20 protein-coding genes are annotated in these 20,590 nt (G+C 70.6%); 14 read left to right on the forward strand and 6 right to left on the reverse strand.

The genetic code is table 11. From position 1 onward, the window contains the following. Positions 1-158: 158 nt before the first annotated feature. Positions 159-947, forward strand: a complete 789-nt coding sequence (locus ACLJK8_RS01920; protein WP_413148310.1) for an aminoglycoside adenylyltransferase domain-containing protein — start codon at positions 159-161, stop codon at positions 945-947. A gap of 94 nt (positions 948-1,041) precedes the next feature. After that, positions 1,042-1,515 carry a 23S rRNA (pseudouridine(1915)-N(3))-methyltransferase RlmH gene (gene rlmH, locus ACLJK8_RS01925; protein WP_413148311.1) on the forward strand — a complete coding sequence of 158 codons (474 nt, stop codon included), beginning with the start codon at positions 1,042-1,044 and terminating at the stop codon, positions 1,513-1,515. Here rlmH and ACLJK8_RS01930 read toward each other — a convergent pair. Further along, positions 1,500-2,063, reverse strand: coding sequence for a YqaA family protein (locus tag ACLJK8_RS01930; RefSeq protein WP_413148312.1), 564 nt, complete (start codon positions 2,061-2,063; stop codon positions 1,500-1,502). The genes rlmH and ACLJK8_RS01930 overlap by 16 nt on opposite strands. Before the next feature lie 307 nt (positions 2,064-2,370). On the opposite strand from ACLJK8_RS01930, the gene petA reads away from it, so the two are divergent. The 5 genes from petA to aroC all read left to right on the forward strand — a co-directional run bounded on the left by petA (position 2,371) and on the right by aroC (position 7,366). After that, on the forward strand, positions 2,371-2,931 hold the full coding sequence (gene petA, locus ACLJK8_RS01935) for a ubiquinol-cytochrome c reductase iron-sulfur subunit (protein WP_413148313.1): 561 nt from the start codon (positions 2,371-2,373) through the stop codon (positions 2,929-2,931). An 11-nt stretch (positions 2,932-2,942) separates the two neighbouring features. Further along, positions 2,943-4,253 (forward strand): cytochrome b, encoded by a 1,311-nt coding sequence (locus tag ACLJK8_RS01940; RefSeq protein WP_413148314.1) that lies wholly within the window; start codon positions 2,943-2,945, stop codon positions 4,251-4,253. Positions 4,254-4,288: 35 nt separating this feature from the next. Then, the gene (locus ACLJK8_RS01945) at positions 4,289-5,077 is read left to right on the forward strand and encodes a cytochrome c1 (RefSeq protein ID WP_413148523.1); all 789 of its coding nucleotides are present in this window, start codon (positions 4,289-4,291) and stop codon (positions 5,075-5,077) included. 240 nt (positions 5,078-5,317) lie between these two features. Further along, the gene (locus tag ACLJK8_RS01950; RefSeq protein ID WP_413148315.1) at positions 5,318-6,175 is read left to right on the forward strand and encodes a class I SAM-dependent methyltransferase; all 858 of its coding nucleotides are present in this window, start codon (positions 5,318-5,320) and stop codon (positions 6,173-6,175) included. Positions 6,176-6,247: 72 nt separating this feature from the next. Then, positions 6,248-7,366, forward strand: coding sequence for a chorismate synthase (gene aroC / locus ACLJK8_RS01955; RefSeq protein WP_413148316.1), 1,119 nt, complete (start codon positions 6,248-6,250; stop codon positions 7,364-7,366). On the opposite strand, the gene ACLJK8_RS01960 is transcribed toward aroC, so the two are convergent. Both ACLJK8_RS01960 and ACLJK8_RS01965 read right to left on the reverse strand, forming a co-directional pair. Continuing rightward, entirely contained in the window at positions 7,356-8,606 is a 1,251-nt protein-coding gene (locus ACLJK8_RS01960; RefSeq protein ID WP_413148317.1) for a class I SAM-dependent RNA methyltransferase, read from the reverse strand. The genes aroC and ACLJK8_RS01960 overlap by 11 nt on opposite strands. Before the next feature lie 111 nt (positions 8,607-8,717). Next, entirely contained in the window at positions 8,718-9,503 is a 786-nt protein-coding gene (locus ACLJK8_RS01965) for an SDR family oxidoreductase (RefSeq protein ID WP_413148318.1), read from the reverse strand. A gap of 149 nt (positions 9,504-9,652) precedes the next feature. Between ACLJK8_RS01965 and ACLJK8_RS01970 the strand changes: the two genes are divergently transcribed. The 6 genes from ACLJK8_RS01970 to lpxK all read left to right on the forward strand — a co-directional run bounded on the left by ACLJK8_RS01970 (position 9,653) and on the right by lpxK (position 14,856). Beyond that, positions 9,653-10,069, forward strand: coding sequence for an MAPEG family protein (locus tag ACLJK8_RS01970; protein ID WP_413148319.1), 417 nt, complete (start codon positions 9,653-9,655; stop codon positions 10,067-10,069). 1 nt (position 10,070) lies between these two features. Next, the gene (locus ACLJK8_RS01975) at positions 10,071-11,438 is read left to right on the forward strand and encodes a TldD/PmbA family protein (protein WP_413148320.1); all 1,368 of its coding nucleotides are present in this window, start codon (positions 10,071-10,073) and stop codon (positions 11,436-11,438) included. Then, positions 11,425-12,204 (forward strand): 3'(2'),5'-bisphosphate nucleotidase CysQ, encoded by a 780-nt coding sequence (locus ACLJK8_RS01980; protein WP_413148322.1) that lies wholly within the window; start codon positions 11,425-11,427, stop codon positions 12,202-12,204. The genes ACLJK8_RS01975 and ACLJK8_RS01980 overlap by 14 nt, the downstream gene beginning before the upstream one ends. Before the next feature lie 118 nt (positions 12,205-12,322). After that, positions 12,323-12,553 (forward strand): DUF4170 domain-containing protein, encoded by a 231-nt coding sequence (locus ACLJK8_RS01985; protein WP_413148324.1) that lies wholly within the window; start codon positions 12,323-12,325, stop codon positions 12,551-12,553. A 15-nt stretch (positions 12,554-12,568) separates the two neighbouring features. Beyond that, on the forward strand, positions 12,569-13,864 hold the full coding sequence (locus ACLJK8_RS01990) for a 3-deoxy-D-manno-octulosonic acid transferase (RefSeq protein WP_413148325.1): 1,296 nt from the start codon (positions 12,569-12,571) through the stop codon (positions 13,862-13,864). Beyond that, a complete protein-coding gene (lpxK, locus tag ACLJK8_RS01995) occupies positions 13,864-14,856 on the forward strand; it encodes a tetraacyldisaccharide 4'-kinase (protein ID WP_413148326.1) in 993 nt (330 codons plus the stop codon). The genes ACLJK8_RS01990 and lpxK overlap by 1 nt, the downstream gene beginning before the upstream one ends. 1 nt (position 14,857) lies before the next feature. Here lpxK and ACLJK8_RS02000 read toward each other — a convergent pair whose 3' ends face one another. From ACLJK8_RS02000 to ACLJK8_RS02010, 3 genes are read right to left on the reverse strand one after another with little or no spacing between them, the layout of a single operon-like run. Continuing rightward, positions 14,858-15,643, reverse strand: a complete 786-nt coding sequence (locus ACLJK8_RS02000; protein WP_413148328.1) for a TlyA family RNA methyltransferase — start codon at positions 15,641-15,643, stop codon at positions 14,858-14,860. Continuing rightward, the gene (locus ACLJK8_RS02005) at positions 15,640-17,475 is read right to left on the reverse strand and encodes an ABC transporter ATP-binding protein (protein WP_413148329.1); all 1,836 of its coding nucleotides are present in this window, start codon (positions 17,473-17,475) and stop codon (positions 15,640-15,642) included. Before ACLJK8_RS02005 ends, ACLJK8_RS02000 begins: the two co-directional genes overlap by 4 nt. Then, positions 17,472-19,313 carry an ABC transporter ATP-binding protein gene (locus ACLJK8_RS02010; RefSeq protein ID WP_413148330.1) on the reverse strand — a complete coding sequence of 614 codons (1,842 nt, stop codon included), beginning with the start codon at positions 19,311-19,313 and terminating at the stop codon, positions 17,472-17,474. Before ACLJK8_RS02010 ends, ACLJK8_RS02005 begins: the two co-directional genes overlap by 4 nt. 332 nt (positions 19,314-19,645) lie before the next feature. Between ACLJK8_RS02010 and hemF the strand changes: the two genes are divergently transcribed. After that, positions 19,646-20,572 (forward strand): oxygen-dependent coproporphyrinogen oxidase, encoded by a 927-nt coding sequence (gene hemF, locus ACLJK8_RS02015; RefSeq protein ID WP_413148524.1) that lies wholly within the window; start codon positions 19,646-19,648, stop codon positions 20,570-20,572. Positions 20,573-20,590: the final 18 nt, after the last annotated feature.

Genomic DNA, 20,590 nt, shown 5'->3' on the forward strand with positions numbered 1-20,590 from the left:
GGCCCCTGAACGTCCCGGTGGCGGCCCCGGAGATGTTACGTGTCGTCGGGGACACCGCCGGTGCCAACGCTGTCCCGCGCGGTGGCCCCGAGTGGATTCACGGCCCGCGCCGACGGGCAGGCCGCCCGGGGCTCGATCATCAGGTCGGGCGGAACGCAATGACGGAACAGAGACCGCCCCCGGGCGACTCTAGGCAGACCACCGCCGCGGTCGATGCTTTGGGCGATGTCCTGGGGGACGACCTGCTGGCGGTCTATCTGCACGGGTCCGCCATTCTCGGCGGGCCGAGACCTCAGAGCGACATCGATCTCATCGCCATCGTCGGGGCTCCGGTGACGGCGGAGCGGCGTGACCGCCTGCTGTCGGTCCTGACGGCGCTTTCGGGCCGCCACCCGACTCACCCGGGTGGTCCCCGTCCCATCGAAGTGATGGTGTTCCTGAGACGCGACCTGACCCCGCCGCCGTTCCCTGCCCGGGCGGAATTCGTCTATGGCGAATGGCTTCGCGATGCCTTCGTCCGCGCTCCCGACCGTTCGGGACCCGTCTCCGACCCGGAGAACACATTGATCCTGGCGCAGGCGCGGCTGTTCGCCCGCCCGCTGATCGGCCCGCCCGCGGCCGCGCTGCTTCCCGAGATCGCTCCGTATCTCATCCGTCGGGCAATGCGCGACGCGCTCCCGGCGCTGGTCGAGGGCCTGGCGGGAGACGAACGCAACGTGCTGCTGACCCTGGCCCGGATGTGGCGAACCGCCGTCACGGGGGAGTTCGTGACCAAGGACGCGGCCGCGGCCTGGGCGGTCGCACGGATGCCGGGCGAGGAAGCGGAGGCGTTGGACCTGGCGCGGCGGGGCTATCTCGGCACGGCGGCGGACGACTGGTCCGACCGGCGCGGCGCGGCCCGCGAGGCGGCGGACTTCCTGCGCGCGCGGGTGTCGGAGGTCGTCTGATCCCATCCGTCATAACACGGCCTGACGGCCTGCTTCGGCTCGACAACCCCGACGCACCGTCCGATCATTGGCGCGAAGCAGGCAGGGGAGCATCATGCGCGTCCACGTTCTCGCCATCGGGCGTCTGCGCGGCGGACCCGAATCGGCGCTGATCGACGACTATCTCACACGATTCGACCGAACCGGCCGCGCGCTCGGTCTCGGACCCGCGCGCGTCGTGGAACTGGAGGATCGCAAGGGCGGCGGGCCGGAGGCGGAGGGCGCGCTGATCGCGGGCGCCCGGCCGAAGGGCGCGCTGCTCGTCGCGCTCGACGAACGGGGACAGACGATGTCCTCGCCCGAATTCGCGGCGAGCCTCTCGCGCTGGGCGGAGATGGGGACGCGCGACCTCGCCTTCGCGATCGGCGGCGCGGACGGTCTCTCGCCCACCCTGCGCGGCGAGGCCGATTACCTCCTGTCCTTCGGGCACATGGTCTGGCCGCACATGCTGGCCCGCGTCATGCTCTGCGAGCAGCTCTACCGCGCGGCCTCGATCCTCTCGAACGGCCCCTATCACCGGGGCGGCTGATCCGCCTTCCGCTCCGGCGTCGAATGTCCGTGGCGGCGGTGGAACCAGTCCACCACCCGGTCCCCGAGGAGATAGACCAGCGCCGCGACGCCGAAATTGCGCGCGCCCCGCGCCAGCAGGACGGCGACGATGAAGCTCAGCGTCGGAACGCCGAAGGCGCCCGCGCCGATCATCAGAATCTGCGTCGGCAGCGGCGTGAAGCCGATCGCGACGACCGCCCAGAAGCCCCAGTCCTGCAGGAAGAGCTCGACCTCGCCGAACTGCTGCTGCCAGCCCATCCAGGCGATGAGCGGCTGGCCGACCTGCTCGAAGAACAGCGCGCCGATCGCGAAGCCTATGATCGCCGAGGTGAAGAAACCCGCGAGCGCGATCGCCGGGATGAGCCAGAGAATGTCGCGCCTGAGCTGCATGAAGGGCACGATCACCGCCTCGATCGGGATCGGCAGGATGGCACCCTCCAGGACAGCGTAGCCGAACAGCGCCGGGAGAGCGAAGCGCCTGTGCACGACGCGATGGAGAAATTCGCGCGGGTCGCGCAACCACTTCATGAATCGGCTCCGGGCCGCCCGCCTGCATCGCCGGGCCGGTCGCGACTTAATCGCTCGCGCCGCCCGTGCCAACCCTCCGCGGGCCGAATAGCGCTCCATCGCGTCCGGAGACGGCCATATATCGCTCTCCCGCCCCCATCTCACCCCGGCCCCAGCCCCGTCAGGCGGCGGTCGCTCCCCGTCGCAAAGGCGCTGGACCCGCGGCTGGTAACGTTCTAAACGGCTGAGATACCCGACCGAATGGAGGCATCCGGCCGAGGGATCGAATTGCGCGTCCCAATGGCGGGGTAAGGCAAGGAGAAAGCGTGTGGCCCATGTAGACGATCATTCCGGAACGCGACGCGACTTCCTCTATGTCGCAACCGGGGCGGCGGGAGCCATCGCCGCCGGGGCCGCCGTCTGGCCGTTGGTCAACCAGATGAATCCGAGCGCGGACGTTCAGGCGCTGGCCTCGATCCAGGTCGACATCTCCGCCGTCGAGGTGGGAAGCCAGTTGACGATCAAGTTCCTCGGCAAGCCCGTCTTCATCCGCCGCCGCACGCCGGAGGAGATCGAGGAAGCCCGCGCCGTGCAGATGTCAGAACTGGTCGATACCAACGCGCGCAACGAGAACCTCGAACCCGACGCGATGGCGACGGACCAGGACCGCACGCTCGACGAGGCGGGCGAGTGGCTGATCATGACCGGCGTCTGCACCCATCTCGGCTGCGTGCCGATCGGCGAGGCGGGTGATTTCGGCGGCTGGTTCTGCCCGTGCCACGGATCGCATTATGACACCGCCGGCCGCATCCGCAGGGGCCCGGCGCCCGAGAATCTGCCTATTCCGGTGATGCGCCGCGTCTCCGACACCGTGGTCGAGCTGGGCTGAGGGGACGAGAGATGTCAGGTATTCCGCACGACCATTACGAGCCCAAGACCGGCGCGGAGAAATGGGTCGAGAGCCGTCTTCCGGCGATCGGCATCGTACATTCGACGCTCTTCATCCCGACGCCGAAGAATCTCAACTGGATGTGGATCTGGGGCATCGTGCTCGCCTTCTGCCTCGTGATGCAGATCGCGACCGGCGTGGTGCTGGTGATGCACTACACGCCGCACATCTCCCTCGCCTTCTCCTCGGTCGAGCACATCATGCGCAACGTGAACGGCGGCTGGGCCCTGCGCTACATCCATGCGAACGGCGCCTCGCTCTTCTTCTTCGCCGTCTACTGCCACATCTTCCGGGGCATCTTCTACGGCTCCTACAAGACGCCGCGCGAGATCACCTGGATCGTCGGCATGCTCATCTACCTCCTGATGATGGGCACGGCCTTCATGGGCTACGTGCTGCCCTGGGGCCAGATGTCCTTCTGGGGCGCCACCGTGATCACCGGCCTCTTCGGCGCGATCCCGGTCGTGGGCGAGCCGATCCAGACGCTGCTCCTCGGCGGGCCGGCCGTCGACAATCCGACGCTGAACCGGTTCTTCTCGCTGCACTATCTGCTGCCCTTCGTGATCCTGGGCCTCGTGGTCGTCCACATCTGGGCCTTCCACACCACGGGCAACAACAACCCCGCGGGCGTCGAGGTGCGGCGCGGGTCAAAGGCCGAGGCGGAGGCCGATACCCTGCCGTTCTGGCCGTATTTCGTGATCAAGGACCTCTACGCGCTGGTCTTCGTCCTGGTGATCTTCGCCGCGATCGTCGGTTTCATGCCGAACTTCCTCGGCCATCCCGACAACTACATCGAGGCGAACGCGCTGCAGACTCCCGCGCATATCGTGCCGGAATGGTACTTCCTGCCGTTCTACGCCATGCTCCGCGCGATCACCTTCGACATCTGGTTCATCGACTCGAAGCTCGGCGGCGTGCTCGCGATGTTCGGCTCGATCATCCTGCTCGCCCTCGTGCCCTGGCTCGACACCAGCAACGTCCGCTCGGGCCGGTACCGGCCGATGTTCAAGATCTGGTTCTGGATCCTTGTCTTCGACTTCCTGCTCCTGATGTGGTGCGGGGCGATGCCGGCGGAACAGCCCTATGTCATCATCAGCCAGCTCGCGACGCTCTACTGGTTCGGCTTCTTCCTCGTGATCCTGCCGCTTCTCGGGGTGATGGAGAAGCCGACGGCCCAGCCGGCGACGATCGAGGCGGATTTCGCCGCGCATTACGGGCCCAAGGCCGATGGCGCGACGATGGCCGGCAAGCCGGCGGAATGAGACGAGCGAGGACAGAGCCAATGAAGCCCAAGACCATTCTCGCCCGCCTCGCCGCCAGCGCGCTCGTCGCCCTCGGCCTGGCGCAGGCCCCGGCGATGGCCGCCGAGGAACAGGCGATCACCGATTTCGCCTTCTCCTTCGAAGGTCCGTTCGGCCGCTACGACCAGTCGCAGCTCCAGCGCGGGCTGCAGGTCTATACCGAGGTCTGCGCCGCCTGCCACGGGCTGCGCTACGTCTCCTATCGCACGCTCGCCAATGGCGGCGGCCCGGCGCTGAGCGAGGAGGCGATGCGCGCCTACGCGGCGCAGAACACCGTGACGGATGCCGAGACCGGCGAGGACCGCCCGGCGACGCCCACGGACTATTTCCCGCTCTCGGCGATCGAGAACGCGCCGGACCTCAGCTTGATGGCCAAGGCCCGCGCGGGCTTCCACGGCCCGGCGGGGCTCGGCATCAACCAGATCCTCTTCGGCATGGGCGGTCCGGAGCACATCGCCTCGATCCTCACCGACTTCAGCGGCGAGGAAAAGGAAGAGGCGGGGGTGGTGCTCTACGAGAACCACGCCTTCCCGGGCGGCTGGATGGCGATGGCGCCGCCGCTCTCCGACGACATGGTGACCTATGCCGACGGCACGCCGGCGACGACGGATCAGATGGCGCAGGATGTCGCCGCCTTCCTGATGTGGACCGCCGAGCCGCACATGATGGCCCGCAAGCAGGCCGGCATCGTCGCGGTGCTGTTCCTCGCGATGCTCTGCGTGCTGCTCTACTTCACCAACAAGAAGCTCTGGGCGCCGCACAAGCGCGACAAGCACACGGCCTGACCGCACGGTCTGATCGGCCCCACGAGGCCCCGCTCCGGCGGGGCCTTTGGTTTTACGGAGGCTGGAGCACCCGTTTCCCCCCGTGTCGGTCAGCCGAGTGCTCGGCCCGGCGACGGAGGCCGGGTTCGGCCGTATGGGGCAAACGGTCGCAGGGGCCCGAGCGCGGCGACGGGAGCCCTGCGTGGACGCTTCAGGCTCTGGCGGCTAGGTTCGTCCCGCGACCGCGAGGGAGGGGTGACGATGGCAAAGACGGCCAACGCGGATCAGGCGGATTTCTGGAACGCCGAGGCCGGTCGAAGCTGGAGCCGGTTCCAACCCGATCTCGATGCGATGCACACCGAGGCGACGGCGCTGCTGCTCACCGCCTGCGCGGCGCGGCAGGGCGAGGCGGTCGCCGACATCGGCTGCGGCGCCGGCGGCACGACACTCGATCTCGCGGCGGCGGTCGGTCCCGATGGCACGGCGCTCGGCCTCGACATCTCGGAGACCTTGATCGTCCATGCGCGCGAAAGCGCGGCGCGGGCGGGTGTCGGCAACGCCCGTTTCGAGACCGGCGACGCGCAGACGGCCGCGCTTGGCCCGGCCGTGTTCGACCTCGCGGCCTCCCGGTTCGGGGTCATGTTCTTCACCGATCCGGTGGCCGCCTTCCGCAACATCGGCGCTTCGCTCAGACCCGGCGGGCGCTTCGTTTTCGTGGCCTGGGCCGGGCCGGAGCACAACCCGTGGTTCGCAGTGCCCGCTCGGATCGCGCAGGCCCGACTCGGCGCCCTGCCTCCGGTGCCGCCCGAGACGCCCGGACCCATGGCCTTTCGCGACGCCGACCGGGTGCTCGGCCTGCTGACCGCGGCGGGTTTCGCCGAGCCCCGCGCCGAACCCGCCGACATCCGCCTCGGCCTGCGGGGAGGGATACCGGCGGCGCTCGAACTGCTGCGCCACATCGGGCCGATCCTCGGGGTGGTTCGTGCCCATGGCGCGACCGCGGATGATCTGACCGCGATTCACGCAGGCGTCGCCGAGGCCTTCGGTCCCTTCGACACGGAGGACGGGCTCCAGCTGCCCGCCCGCGTGACAGTCTTCTCGGCGCGGATGCCGGCCTGACCCGCGCGGGGCTTTTCGCCGTCGGCGCCGCGCGCTAAGGGGGAACACCCGGAGCAAGGCAGGAGCGCGCCCATGTCGATCAACGGTTTCGGCCATCTCTTCCGCGTCACGACCTGGGGCGAGAGCCATGGTCCCGCGCTCGGCTGCGTCGTCGATGGCTGCCCGCCGGGCGTGGCGCTGAGCGAGACGGATATCCAGCCCTGGCTCGACGCGCGCAAGCCCGGGCAGAACCGCTTCACCACGCAGCGGCGGGAGGCCGATCAGGTCGAGATCCTGTCGGGCGTCTTCGAGGGGAAGACCACCGGCACGCCGATCAGCCTGATGATCCGCAACACCGACCAGCGCTCGAAGGATTATGGCGACATCGCCGAGAAATTCCGGCCCGGCCACGCCGATATCACCTATTTCCAGAAATACGGGCTGCGCGACTACCGCGGCGGCGGACGTTCCAGCGCGCGGGAGACGGCGGCGCGGGTCGCGGCGGGCGGCGTGGCGCGGGCGGCGCTGGCGGAACTCGTGCCCGGCATCCGCGTCCGGGGCGCGATGGTGCGGATGGGCAAGCTCGCGATCGATCCCGCCGCCTGGGATTGGGACGAGGTGCCGCGCAATCCGTTCTGGTGCCCGGATGCGAAGGCCGCGGCCGGCTGGTCGGACTATCTCGACGAACTCCGCAAGTCGGGCAATTCCATCGGCGCGGTGATCGAGGTCCGGGCCGAGGGCGTACCCGCCGGACTTGGCGCGCCGGTCTATGGCAAGCTCGACACCGAGATCGCCGCCGCGATGATGTCGATCAACGCGGTCAAGGGGGTCGAGATCGGCGCGGGCTTCGCCTCCGCCGAACTGACTGGATCGGAGAACGCCGACGAGATCTTCATGGGCGATGATGGCCCGCGGTTCTCCTCGAACCACGCGGGCGGCATCCTCGGCGGCATCTCCAGCGGACAGGAAATCGTCGCGCGGTTCGCGGTGAAGCCGACCTCGTCGATCCTGACGCCGCGACGCACGATCACGAAATCGGGCGAGGAGACCGAGATCGTCACCAAGGGCCGCCACGACCCCTGCGTCGGCATCCGCGCGGTGCCGGTGGGCGAGGCGATGATGGCCTGCGTGCTGCTCGACCACCTGCTGCTGCATCGGGGACAGATCAGCGACCGAGGCGGCCGGATTCGGCGCGTGACGATCAACGGCTGAGCGCCGCCACGATCTCGACATGGCCGGACCAGCGGAACTGGTCCACCACCTGAACCCAGTCGATCCGGTAGCCGCCCTCGGCGAGGATCGCCACGTCGCGGGCGAAGGTCACCGGATCGCAGGAGACCATCGCGATCCGGGGCACGTCCGAGCCCGCGAGCGCGCGGGCCTGCGCCTCCGCGCCCGCGCGCGCCGGGTCCATCACCGCCGCCTCGAACCGCGCCAGTTCCGGGCCGAGCAGCGGACGGCGAAAGAGGTCGCGGCGCTCGGTCGTCACCCGGCGAAGCCCCTGCGCCTCGCGCCAGCCCTGATCGAGCGCCGCGAGCGCGGGGGCGGAGTTCTCGACCGCGTGCACCTCCGCCGCCCCGGCGAGCGGCAGCGAGAAGGTGCCGCAGCCCGAGAAGAGATCGGCGATGCGCCGCGCGGACCCCACTGCCTCGCGAACAGCGGCTGTCAGCGTCGTCTGGCCCTCGGCCGTCGCCTGCAGGAAGCCACCGGGCGGCGGTGTCACCCGCGCCGGCCCGAAAGCCTGCCAGGGCGGGCGCCGGAGCGCCACCGTCTCGCCGTTCCAGCTCAGCCGCGCGAGATCGCCGGATTCCGCGAGCCGCGCCGCCTCGGACAGGCCCTTGGCATCGAGCGGCTTCGCCTCGCTCACATCGAGGTCCAGCCCGCCCTCCGAGACCGTTAGCGCAAGGCGGATCGTCCCCCCGCGCGCCGCGCCGAGCGCCGTCGCCGCGGCGAGCAGCGGTTTCGCCTCGAAGAGTTCCGGCCGGATCAGTGGGCATTCCTCGATATCGACCACCGCCTCCGAGCGTCTGGCGTGAAAGCCGGTCTGGACGGTCTTGCGGGTTCGCCTGCCGGTGAAGCTCGCGCGGCGGCGGGAGCGGACGGGAGAGGTCGCGACCGGCCGGAAGACGGCGGCGAGCCCGCGGCGGGCGAGCGCCGTCTCGACCATCCGCCGTTTCCAGCCGGCGAGAAAGTCGTCCGAGGCGTGCTGCAGCGCGCAGCCGCCGCAGGTTCCGAAATGGCGGCAGGGCGGGGTCACGCGCTCGGGCGAAGGTTCAAGGATGCGCTCGGGTCTCAGCACACCGTCCGAAACGGCGCCCCGGACCAGTTCCCCCGGCAGTGCGAAAGGCACGGTCACCGCGCTCTCGCCGGCACCGCCCGTCGCCACGCCCTCGCCCGCGCGGTTGAGCCGCTCGACGCGGCATTCGCGCGGGTCGCCGCTCGTCTCCGCCATCCGGCGCCTCCGACAATCCCCTGGCGGGCCTCTTAGTCGCCGCCACGCCACCACGCAATCCGGCGCGCCAGAAGCGCAGGCGAAGGGGCGAGCGGATCGAGGACCGGCGACTCAGCGGCGGGGTGGCGCCTCGCCCGTGAGGCCGATCCGGGCGCGCATCTCCGGGTCGCGGAGCGAGATCTCCTCACCCGCGAAGGGCGCCGCCGCCTCGGTGCAGAGCCAGACCAGCGCCTTCGCCGGGTCCTCGGGCGAGGCATGGCTCTCGAAATCCATCCGGCTCACCGCGTTGATACCCGATGCCTTGATCCGCCGCTGCATGTCGGTCGCCACCGTGCCGGGCGAGAGGCCGAAGACGCGGATGCCGTGGCCCTTCATCTCCAGATGGGCACAGCGCGTCAGCATCGCCGCGCCGGCCTTTCCGGCGCAATAGGCGCTCCAGCCCTCGAGCGGGTTGTGCGCGGCGCCGGAACTGAGGTTCACGATCACGCCCCGCCCCCGCGCGCGCATCACCGGCAGGGCGGCGCGCATGCCGTGGTAGATGCCCTTCAGATTGACATCGATATGGTGCGACCAGTCCCCCGGATCGCCGCTGGCGAGCGGGGCGATCGGGTCGATCATGCCGGCGTTGTTGATGAGCGCGTCGAGCCCGCCCAGCCCCTTGTCCGCGTGGCCGATCGCGGCCTCGACCTGGGACCAGCGCGCCACGTCGCAGGTCATCGCCTCGACCCGGGCGCCTTTCGCGCGCAACTTCTCGGCGAGCGTGGTCAGCCGGTCGGCGGAGCGCGCGAGGAGGAGGAGCGCCGCGCCCTCGGCGGCCATCGCCTCCGCCGCGGCCGCCCCGATGCCCCGGCTCGCGCCGGTGATCACGATCGTCCTGCCCGCCAGACTGTCGCCCATGGCTCCCTCCTCCCAGTCGCCCGCGGATAAAGGCGCGGGCGGGCCGGAAAGGCAACCCCGCAAGACGCCGCCCGGCACCGCGCAAGGTTGTGTCGCCGGGCGGAAGGGATTACCTCTCACGACGTCCCGTCACCGCCGGAGGAGCCGCCATGCCGCAGGAGGAACCGCAAGGGCTTCTGATCGTTGGCTTCTACGCCAGCCTGCTCGGCTTCGTGCTCTGCTGGCTCGCGCTGGCCGCCGGCCGGGCGCGGAGCCGGGCGGGTGTCCTGATCGGCGACGGCGGTGACGCCTATCTGACGCGCACCATGCGCGGCCAGGCCAATTTCACCGAATACACGCCCTTCGGCCTCATTCTCCTCGCCATCATGGCGCTGCTCGGCGCGCCGGCCTGGGAGCTGCACGCGCTGGGCCTCTGCCTGACGCTCGGCCGCGCGCTGCACGCGGCGCATTTCACGCGCGCCTCCGCCCCGGCATGGCAACGCGCCGGCGGCACGCTCCTGACCTTCCTCGCGCTCTTCGCCGCGAGCGCCGGGCTTCTCTACCATGCTCTCCCGAGGATCTTCTGACATGCCCGACACGGCCCATGACGCCGGCTCCGACCTCCAGCTGCTGACCGAGGCTCTGCTCGAAGCCGCCGAGCGCGCCGGGGCGGACGCCGCCGACGCCGTCGCCGCCCAGGGCGAGAGCCTGTCGATCGGTGTGCGCGACGGCGCGCTCGAACAGGCCGACCGCTCGGAGGGCGTCGACATCGGGCTCCGGGTGCTGATCGGCCAGCGGCAGGCCTGCGTCTCGTCGAGCGACATAAGGCGCGAGACCATCGCCGCGATGGCCGAGCGCGCGGTCGCGATGGCCCGGGAAGCGCCGGAGGACCCCTGGTGCGGCCTCGCCGATCCGTCGGAGATTGCCACCGACTGGGACGCGCAGGCGCTCGACCTCATCGACCACGTCCATCTGCCCGGGCCGGAAGATCTGCGGGAGGCCGCGCTGACCGCCGAGGCGGCGGCGCGCGCGGTGCCGGGTGTGACGCGGATGGACAGCGCGGGCGCGAGCTGGAGTTCCAGCCGCTTCCATCTCGCCGCCTCCAACGGCTTCTCCGGCGGCTATGGGCGCACGCATCACGGGATCGAAGCGGTGGCGATCCAGGGCGAAGGGCTCGCGATGGAGCGCGACTACGCCTATGACTCGCGCACGCATTTCGCCGACATGGAGGACCCCGAGGCCATCGGCCGCCGCGCCGGCGAGCGGGCCGTGGCGCGCAAGGGCGCGCTGAAGCCTCCGACCGGCGCCTTTCCGGTGATCTTCGACGAGCGCGTCGCCCAGACGCTGATCGGCCACCTCGTCCAGGCCGCGAACGGGAGCGCCATCGCGCGCGGCTCGAGCTGGCTGCGCGATGCGATGGGTACCGAGGTGCTGCCCGCCGGAATGGATCTCATCGAGGACCCCCACCGGGCGCGCGTCGGCGGCTCGCGCCCCTTCGACGGCGAAGGCATCCTCGCGCGCCGCCGCGCGATCGTCGCGGATGGCGTGCTCCAGTCCTGGACGCTCGACCTCGCGACCGGCCGGCAGCTCGGCCTCGCCACCACCGGGAATGCGAACCGGGGCACCTCGGCCCCGCCTTCGCCCGGCGTCTCGAATCTCACGCTCACCCAGGGCTCGGCCACGCGCGAGGATCTCGTCGCCGCGATGGGGACCGGGCTCGTCGTCACCTCGCTCATCGGCGCCTCGATCAATCCGACGACCGGCGACTATTCGCGCGGCGCCGGCGGGTTCTGGGTCGAGAAGGGCGAGATCGTCCACCCGGTCAACGAATGCACGATCGCGGGCAATCTCCTGGAGATGCTGGGCTCGATCGTCGCCGCGAACGACGCGCGCGGTCATCTCTCGCGCGTGGTGCCGAGTCTGCTCGTGGAAGGGATCGTCATTGCCGGCGACTGATCTCGCGCTCATCATCGAAGCCGCGGAGGCGGCGGGCGAGATTGCCCGGCGCCACTTCAACCGCGGCCCGACCGTCTGGGAGAAACCCGACGGTTTCGGGCCGGTGTCCGAGGCGGATCTCGAAATCGACGCGATGCTGCGCGAACACCTGCTCGGCGCGCGGCCCGGCTACGGCTGGCTCTCCGAGGAAACGCCGGACGATCCGGCGCGGCTCGCACGCGACCGGGTCTTCGTCCTCGACCCGATCGACGGCACCCGCGCCTTCCTCGGCGGGCAGAAATCCTGGGCGCATTCGATCGCGCTCGTCGAGGGTGGCGAGGTGATCGCGGGCGTCGTCCATCTGCCGATGCTGGAACGGACCTATGCCGCGCGGGCCGGCGCGGGTGCCACGATGAACGGCACGTCGATCGCGGCCAGCCGCCGCGAGGAGCTCGACGGCGCGGGACTGCTCGCCACCAGCACGACGCTGGACCCGGAACGCTGGATTGGGGCCCCGCCGGGGTTCGACCGACACTTCCGGCCCTCGCTCGCCTACCGGCTCTGCCTCGTCGCCGAGGGAAGATACGATGCGATGCTGACGCTCCGGAAGACCTGGGAGTGGGATGTCGCGGCGGGCGACCTCATCGCGCGCGAGGCGGGCGCGGCGGTGGCCACCACGGGTGGCGCGGCGCCGCGCTACAACCAGCCCGAACCCCTGCTCCCGGGCTTCCTCGCCTCGGCCCCCGCCCTGCGCGCGCCGATCCTCGAACGACTGGCGCGCGGCTGAGGCGAGTCGCCGCGGGCTCGCGGCCGCGGCATCGAATCCCCGGCGCTGAATCCTCCCGGCATTGAATTCACCGCCGCGTCGGCTAATCTCGCGCCACCGATCCAGAGGAGGACGACATATGGCCCAGCTGTTGCATCTCGTGTTCGGCGGTGAGCTGACCGATGCCGGGGGCACCGAGTTTCGTGACGTGGACGCGATTGATATCGTGGGGATCTTCCCGAACTACGCGAGCGCCTACACCGCCTGGAAGGCCAAGGCCCAGGGCACGGTCGACAACGCGCATGTGCGCTATTTCATCGCACACCTGCATCGGCTACACGACGAGCCGAAGCCCGCTTCCGGCGGCTGACAGCACGCAGGCATCATGGCTCCCGTCGCGCCCCGCTCGATCCTTCTCGGCCTCTATCTCTTCGTGTCGCGACGGCTGGGCCCCGCGACGCAAAGGCTGCTGCTCAGGCGGCGCATGGCGGGCAAGGAACATCCCGAGCGCATGGGCGAGCGGATGGGACAGGCCAGCCTGCCGCGCCCCGAGGGCCGGCTGATCTGGTTTCACGCCGCCTCCGTCGGCGAGGCAGCCTCGCTGCTCGAACTCCTGCGCCGACTGGAGCTCGCCCATCCCGACGTGACCTCGCTCGTGACCACGGTGACCGTCACCTCCGAGCGTTTCCTCGCCGAGCGCCTGCCCCCCGGCTGCCTGCATCAGTTCGCGCCCGCCGACGTGCTGCCCTGGGTCGAGCGGTTCCTCGACCACTGGCGTCCCGACCTCGCGGTCTGGACCGAAAGCGAGCTCTGGCCCGCCACGCTCGACGCGACATCGGCGCGCGGTATCCCGATGCTGCTCATCAACGCGCGGATCTCGAACCGCAGCTACCGGCGCTGGCGGCTGCTGCGCGGGCTCGCGCGCGGGCTGCTGCGCCGCTTCGACCGGATCCTGGCGCAGGACGATCTCGCAGGCCAGCAGCTGACCGCGCTCGGCGCCGATCCGGAGCGGCTGAGCGTCACCGGCTCGCTGAAGGAAGGCGCGGCGCCGCTGCCGCATGACGAGACCGAGCGCGTCGCCATCGCCCGCGCGCTGGCGGGGCGGCCGATCTGGCTCGCCGCCTCGACCCATCCGGGCGAGGAGGAGATGGCGATCGCCGCGCATCTGACCGCGCGCCGCTCGCTCCCCATGCTCGCGCTCATCCTCGCGCCGCGGCACCCGGGTCGCGGCGACGAGGTGGCGGCGCTGCTGCGCGCGCGCGGGCTCACCGTCGCGCAGCGCTCGAAGGGCGAGGCCATCCGGGGCGAGACCGACGTCTATCTCGCCGATACGCTGGGCGAGATGGGGCTCTGGTACCGGATCGCCTCGGTCAGCTTCATCGGCGGCAGCCTGATGGAGATCGGCGGGCACAACCCGTTCGAGCCGGCCCTGCTCGGCAGCGCGATCCTCTATGGCCCGCATGTCCGCAATTTCTCCGACGCCTATGCCCGGCTCAGGGCGGCGAACGCGGCGATCGAGGTGACGAACGCGGAGGAACTCGGCCGCGAGCTCACCCTCGCACTCGCCCCCGACCGCGCGGCGGCGATGGCCGCGAATGCCTGGGCGGCCTGCTCCGAGGGGGCGGAGGTCACCGACACGGTCCTCGACACCATCGCGACCCTGCTCGACCGGCCGCGCTGATGCGCGCGCCTGCCTTCTGGAGCAACCCGCCGCGCGCCCCCGGCTGGCAAGCGCGGCTGCTCGCGCCGCTCTCCTGGCTCTGGGCGGCGGTGGCGGCGCGGCGTCTCGCGCGCGGCGCTCGGGTCCGGGTCGGCGTGCCGGTGATCTGCGTGGGCAACATCACCGTCGGCGGCAGCGGCAAGACGCCCGCGGTGATCGCGCTCGTCGAGCGGCTCCGGGCGCGCAGGCGGGTGCCGCATGTGATCTCGCGCGGCTACGGCGGGCGGCTCGAAGGCCCGCTCCAGGTCGAGGAACGGCGCCACACAGCCGAGGATGTCGGCGACGAACCCCTGCTCATCGCGCCCTTCGCCCCGGTCTGGATCGGCGCCGACCGGGCCGCCTCCGCCGTCGCCGCCGTCGCGGCCGGCGCGGAGGTGCTGGTCATGGACGACGGGTTCCAGAACGCCGGGCTCGCGCAGGATCTCGCCATCGTCGTGGTGGATGCCGGCTTCGGCTTCGGCAACGGCCGCGTGCTTCCCGCCGGCCCGCTGCGCGAACCGGTCGCGAGCGGCCTCGCCCGCGCCGGCCTCGTGCTCGCGATCGGCCCGGCGCCGGCGCGGGAGAGCTTCGCACGTGACTGGCCCGAGGCCGCGCGGCTTCCCCTGGTCGGGGCGGAGATCCGGCCGCTTCGGACGGGGATGGATTGGGGGGACGTGCGCGCGCTCGCCTTCGCCGGGATCGGCAGGCCGGAGAAGTTCTTCGCCACGCTTCGCGAGGAGGGCGCCGAGATCGTCGCGACCCGGTCCTTCGATGACCATGCGACCTACGACCCCCGGCTCCTTTCCCGGCTGCGCGCCGAGGCGAAGGCGCTGGGCGCGCAGCTGGTGACGACCGAGAAGGACGCCGTACGCCTGCCGCCCGCGGTGCGCGCCGAGGTTCTGCCGCTGCCGGTCCGGCTCGGCTTCGCGGACCCCGCGCCGCTCGACGCCGCGCTCGACCGGCTCGGGCTCTAGGTCAGTCCCCCTTCCGCGCCGCCATCAGATATTCGGTATTGCCGTCGCCGCCGAGGATCGGGCTCTCCGCCTCGCCGATCAGGGTCCAGCCGGAAGCCGCGAGAAACGCGCGCGCCGCTTCCCGTGCCCGCGCCACCGCCGCCGCGTCGCGCACGATCCCGCCCTTGCCGACGAAGGCCGGGCCGACTTCGAACTGCGGCTTCAGGAGCGCGACCAGCGCCGCGCCGGGCCGCGCGAGGGTCAGCGCCGGCGGCAGCGCCTTGGCGATCGATATGAAGGAGAGGTCGGAGACGACGAAATCGGGCGGCGGCACGTGGTCCGGCCCGAGATCGCGGGCGTTCAGCCCTTCGATCAGGTGCAGCCGCGGCTCGCCGAGGAGCGCGGGCGCCAGCTGACCATGCCCCACATCCACCGCCCAGACCTCTGCCGCGCCGCGTTCGAGCAGCACCTGGCTGAACCCCCCGGTGGACGCCCCCAGATCGAGCGCCACCGCGCCCGCCGGATCGAGCGCGAAGGCGTCGAGCGCGTGGAGAAGCTTCACCGCGGCGCGGGAAACATAGGGGAGCGGGTCACCGCTCAGTGCAAGCACCGCGCCCCGGCCGACCTTCAGCGCCGGCTTCGCCGCGGCCGTGCCATCGACGAGAACGACCCCGGCGGCGATGAGCGCCTGGGCGCGGGCACGGCTCTCGGCAAGGCCGCGGGCGACCAGCGCCTGATCGAGCCGGGTGCCTGGTCGAGTTTCGGGCCGTGCAGGCGCTCTCCCGCCCGCCTCGCCACGCGAACTCATTCGGCGGCGAGATCCATGAAGCCGCCGGACTGGCGGTTCCAGAACCCGGCGTAGAGCCCGCCCCGGCGCAGAAGCTCCGCATGCGTGCCTTCCTCGACGATCCGCCCGTCGTCCAGCACCACGATCCGGTCCATGCGCGCGATGGTCGAGAGCCGATGCGCGATCGCGATCACCGTCTTGCCCTCCATCACCACGTCGAGCGTGTCCTGAATCACGGCCTCGACCTCTGAATCGAGCGCCGAGGTCGCCTCGTCGAGCACCAGGACCGGCGCGTTCTTCAGGATGACGCGGGCGAGCGCGATCCGCTGCCGCTGGCCGCCGGAGAGCTTCACCCCGCGCTCGCCGAGATGCGCCTCGTAGCCCTCGCGGCCCTTGTAGTCGCGCAGACCCAGGATGAACTCGTGCGCCTCCGCCCGCCGCGCCGCCTCGTGGACCTCCTCCTCGGTCGCGCCGGGACGCCCGTAGCGGATGTTCTCGAGCGCCGAGCGGTTGAACATCGCGGTCTCCTGCCGCACCACGCCGATCTGCGCGCGGAGCGAGTCCTGCGTCAGGTCGCGGATGTCCACCCCGTCGAGAAGGATGCGGCCCCCCTCGACATCGTAGAGCCGGAGCAGGAGCGAGACCGCCGTGGTCTTGCCGGCGCCGGACCGGCCGACGAGCGCCACCCGCTCGCCCGGCCGCACGTTGAGCGTGAAGCCTCCGAGCGCCGCCTGCTTGCGTCCATAGCCGAAGCGCACCGCGTCGAAATCGACCTGCCCCCGCGCCGGCGCGGTCGCGGGCGTCGCATGCGAGGCATCGGTGATCCGGTGCGGCGGGCTCAACGTCTTCATCCCGTCCTCGATCTCGCCGAAATTCGCGACGATGCCCATCGCGGTCATGCTGACCCAACCCGACATCTGCGCCAGCCGCGTCGCGATCATGCCGGCCGTCGCGATCTCGCCCGCGCTCGCCGCTCCCCGCGTCCAGAGCAGGAGCGCGCCGCCGACGAGCAGCACCGGAAGCCCGCCCGAGAGCGTCATCAGCCAGAAGCGGAACGACGCGCTCGCGGTGCCGAAGCGGATCGCCGCCTCGCGGTAGCCGCCGAGCGCGCGGCTCGTCGCCTGATCCTCGCCCTCGCCATGGCTGAAGAGCTTGACCGTGGCGATATTGGTGATCGTGTCGACGACCTGGCCCGTCACGACGGCGCGCGCCGCCGCCCGCTCGGTCGAGCCGCCGCGGATCTTCGGCATGTAGTGGCGGATCAGCACGACATAGGCCGAGAGCCAGACCAGCATCACCGCGCCGAGCCAGAGGTTGACGCCCGCCATCACGGCGACCGCGCCGACGATCGCCGTCACCGCGAGGCCGAGCGTGTTCACCGTCTCGCTCACCGCCTCGGTGATCGCGCGCGCCGTCTGCTGCTGCTTCTGCGCGATACGGCCCGCGAAATCGTCGTCGAAGAAGGAGAGCGCCTGGCCGAGCGTGTGCCGGTTCAGCCGCGAGAGCACCAGCGGATAGAGGTTCGGATTGAGCGCCAGCGCGTTCATCGCCGCGCCCGCGCCCATGAGGGCGGGACGCAGCAGCAGGAAGAACGCCATCGCGAGCAGCAGCAGGTGCCAGTGATCGGCGATAAGCGTCGCCGGACCGCTCGATTGCGCGAGGTCGATGAGCCAGCCGATGATCTGCGCGCTCATGACCTCGGTCACGCCGACCGAGACCGAGATGACGAGCCCGAGCAGCACGGCGGGCAGCGCGCCCCGGAGCGCCCAGCGCAGGAAGGTCCAGACCCGGTCCGGCGGCGGCCCGTCCGCGGTCCGGGTATGGTCGATGAGACTCGAGAAGAACCGCTTCACTCGGCCGCCTCCAGATTGATGAAACCGCCCGACTGGCGATCCCAGAACATCGCATAGAGGCCTTCCTGCGCGCGAAGCTCCGCGTGGGTGCCTTGCTCGGCGATCCGGCCCTGATCAAGCACGACGATCCGGTCCATCCGCGCGATGGTAGACAGCCGGTGCGCGATCGCGATCACCGTCTTGCCTTCCATGACGCCATAAAGCGTGTCCTGGATCGCCGCCTCGACTTCGGAATCTAGTGCGCTTGTCGCCTCATCCAAGATCAGGATCGGCGCGTCCTTCAGGATCACCCGCGCGAGCGCGATCCGCTGCCGCTGTCCGCCGGAGAGCTTCACCCCCCTTTCGCCCACCACCGCGTCATAGCCTACCCGGCCCTCGGCGTCGCGCAGCGCCATGATGAAGTCATGCGCCTGGGCCCGCCGCGCGGCGGCGATCATCGCCTCTTCCGCGGCCTCGAGCTGGCCGTAGAGGATGTTCTCGCGCACCGAGCGGTGCAGGAGCGAGGGGTCCTGCGTCACCATGCCGATCCGGCGGCGAAGGCTGTCCTGCGTCACCGCGCGGATGTCCTGGCCGTCGATCCGGACCGTGCCACCCTCGGGATCGAAGAAGCGCAGGCCGAGATTGACGAGGGTGGACTTGCCCGCGCCGGAGCGGCCGACGATCCCGACCTTCTCGCCCGGACGGATCGTGAGCGTCACCCGGTCGAGCCCGCCCGCGCCGCGTCCGTAATGATGCGACACCGCGTCGAAGGCGATCTCGCCGCCCTCGACGCGAAGCTCCGCCGCCTCGGGCGCGTCGGTGAGGTCGATCGGCTGCGAGATCGTGAGCATCCCCTCGCGGATCACGCCGATCTGGCGGAACAGGTCCGAGAGCACCCACATGATCCAGTAGGTCATCGAATTGAGCCGCAGCGTCAGCGCCGTCGCGGCGGCGACCGTGCCGAGCGTCGCCGCCCCGAGCCCCCAGAGCCAGGCGGCGAAGCCGACAACCGAGACGATGAGCAGCCCATTCAGGATCGAGAGCCCGAGGTCGAGCGTCGTCATCTCCCGCGTCTGCCGCGCGAAGGCGGCGCGGGTCGCCTCGATCGCCTCGTCGGCATAGGCTTCCTCGGAGCCGCCATGCGCGAAGAGCTTCACCGACTGGATATTGGCGTAGGAATCGACGATCCGGCCGCTCAGCGTCGAACGCGCATCCGAGAAGGCGCGCGAAGCCGCCTCGATCCGCGGGATCATCCGCAGGATCAGCCCGAGATAGAGCGCCGTCCAGATCACCAGCGGCACGGCGAGTCGCGCATCCGTTCCGGCCAGAAGCCAGATCGCACCGAGGAGATAGACGACGGAATAGGCGAGCGCGTCGATCACCTGGAAGACGACATCGGTGACCGCCGGCGCGGTCTGCATCAGCCGGTTCGCGATCCGCCCGGCGAAATCGTTCTGGAACCAGCCGACGGACTGGCGCAGCACATGGCGATGCGAGCGCCAGCGGGCGAGCGCGTCGACGTTCGGCATCAGCGCCTGGTTCAGCATGGCCGAGCCGAGCGTCTGGACGACCGGCTTGACGAAGAGAAGCAGCGCGGCGGCGAGGACGAATTCGACGCCATGCCGCGCCCAGACCTCGGCGGGCGCCCCCGAGCCCAGGAGATCGACGATGCGTCCAGCGTACCAGATCAACACGACCTCGCCGGTCCCGACGATGAGCACGGTCAGAAGCGTCCAGAGAATCGCGCTCCGCGCCGGGCGCAGGTACTCGGCGAGGAAGGGCCACAGCCGGTCAGGGGGCGCCGCGTCGCGGTCATAGGGCGCGTAGGGGTCGACCAGCGACTCGAAGAAACGGAACATGGGATGGCCTTCGGAGAAAACTTGCGGACGAGAATGGAGGCTGCGGGCCAGACGCCCGGTTTCGGGCGGCGGTCAGGCGCGCGCTGGGGTCCCGAAACGTTCCATCGTCATCTCCCTTGAAGGTCGGCGGTCTTTTACCGCGATCGCGCCGGAATGTCACGCCCCGATGCGTGCCCGATGACGCGCGGATTGATCGGGAATTGATCGGGCGCAAGGCGGGACGCCGGCGCTTCGCTCAGACCGGCCGCGCGACGCCTCCGAGGTGGTCGCGGCTGGACAGGAGCGCGAAGATGCCGGTAACGGAACGGCGGAAAGACTGGGACGAGGGTGCGATGGTCGGACGGGTGGAAGCTGAGACGGGCTCCGAAGCGGCGGCCGAGGCGCGCAAGGCGCGGGCGAGCGCCTGGTTCACGGAACTGCGCGACCGGATCTGCGCGGCCTTCGAGGCGCTCGAGGACGCGCAGGACGCGGGTCCTTTCGCCGATCTGCCGCCCGGCCGTTTCGAGCGCAAGGAGACGCGGCGCCGCGCTTCGGTCGAGGGCGAGGACGCGGGCGGCGGTGTCATGTCGGTGATGCGCGGGGGCCGGGTCTTCGAGAAGGTCGGCGTCAATATCTCGACCGTCCACGGCACGCTGGAGCCGATGGCGCGGAAGCACCTGACCGCGCGCAAGGAGATCCCCGGTCTCGACGAGGACCCGCGGTTCTGGGCGAGCGGCATCAGCCTCGTCGCGCACATGCGCTCTCCCCTGACGCCAGCGGTCCACATGAACACGCGCATGTTCTGGACCCCCGCGGGAAGCTGGTTCGGCGGCGGCGCTGATCTCAATCCGATGATCGAGGTGGCCGAGGACACCGCCTTCTTCCACGCGAGGATGCGCGAGGCCTGCGACGCGCATGATCCGGGCTATTACCCGCGGTTCAAGGCATGGGCGGACGAGTATTTCATGATCCGGCACTGGAACGAGCCGAGGGGCGTCGGCGGGATCTTCTACGACGATCTCGCGACTGGCGACTGGGAGGCCGATTTCGCCTTCACCCAGGATGTCGGCCGCGCCTTCCTCGCCGCCTTCCCCGCGCTCACCGAACGGCACATGCGCGAGCCCTGGACCGAGGAGCAGCGCGAGATCCAGCTTGTGAAACGCGGACGCTACGCGGAGTTCAACCTCGTCTACGACCGGGGCACCCAGTTCGGCCTCAGGACCGGCCACAATCCCGAAGCGGTGCTGATGTCACTGCCCCCGGTTGCCAAATGGCCCTGAGACGCGGGGCCAAGGGGG

The sequence above is a fragment of the Amaricoccus sp. W119 genome (genome assembly GCF_047275745.1).
In the GTDB taxonomy this organism is placed as follows: domain Bacteria; phylum Pseudomonadota; class Alphaproteobacteria; order Rhodobacterales; family Rhodobacteraceae; genus Amaricoccus.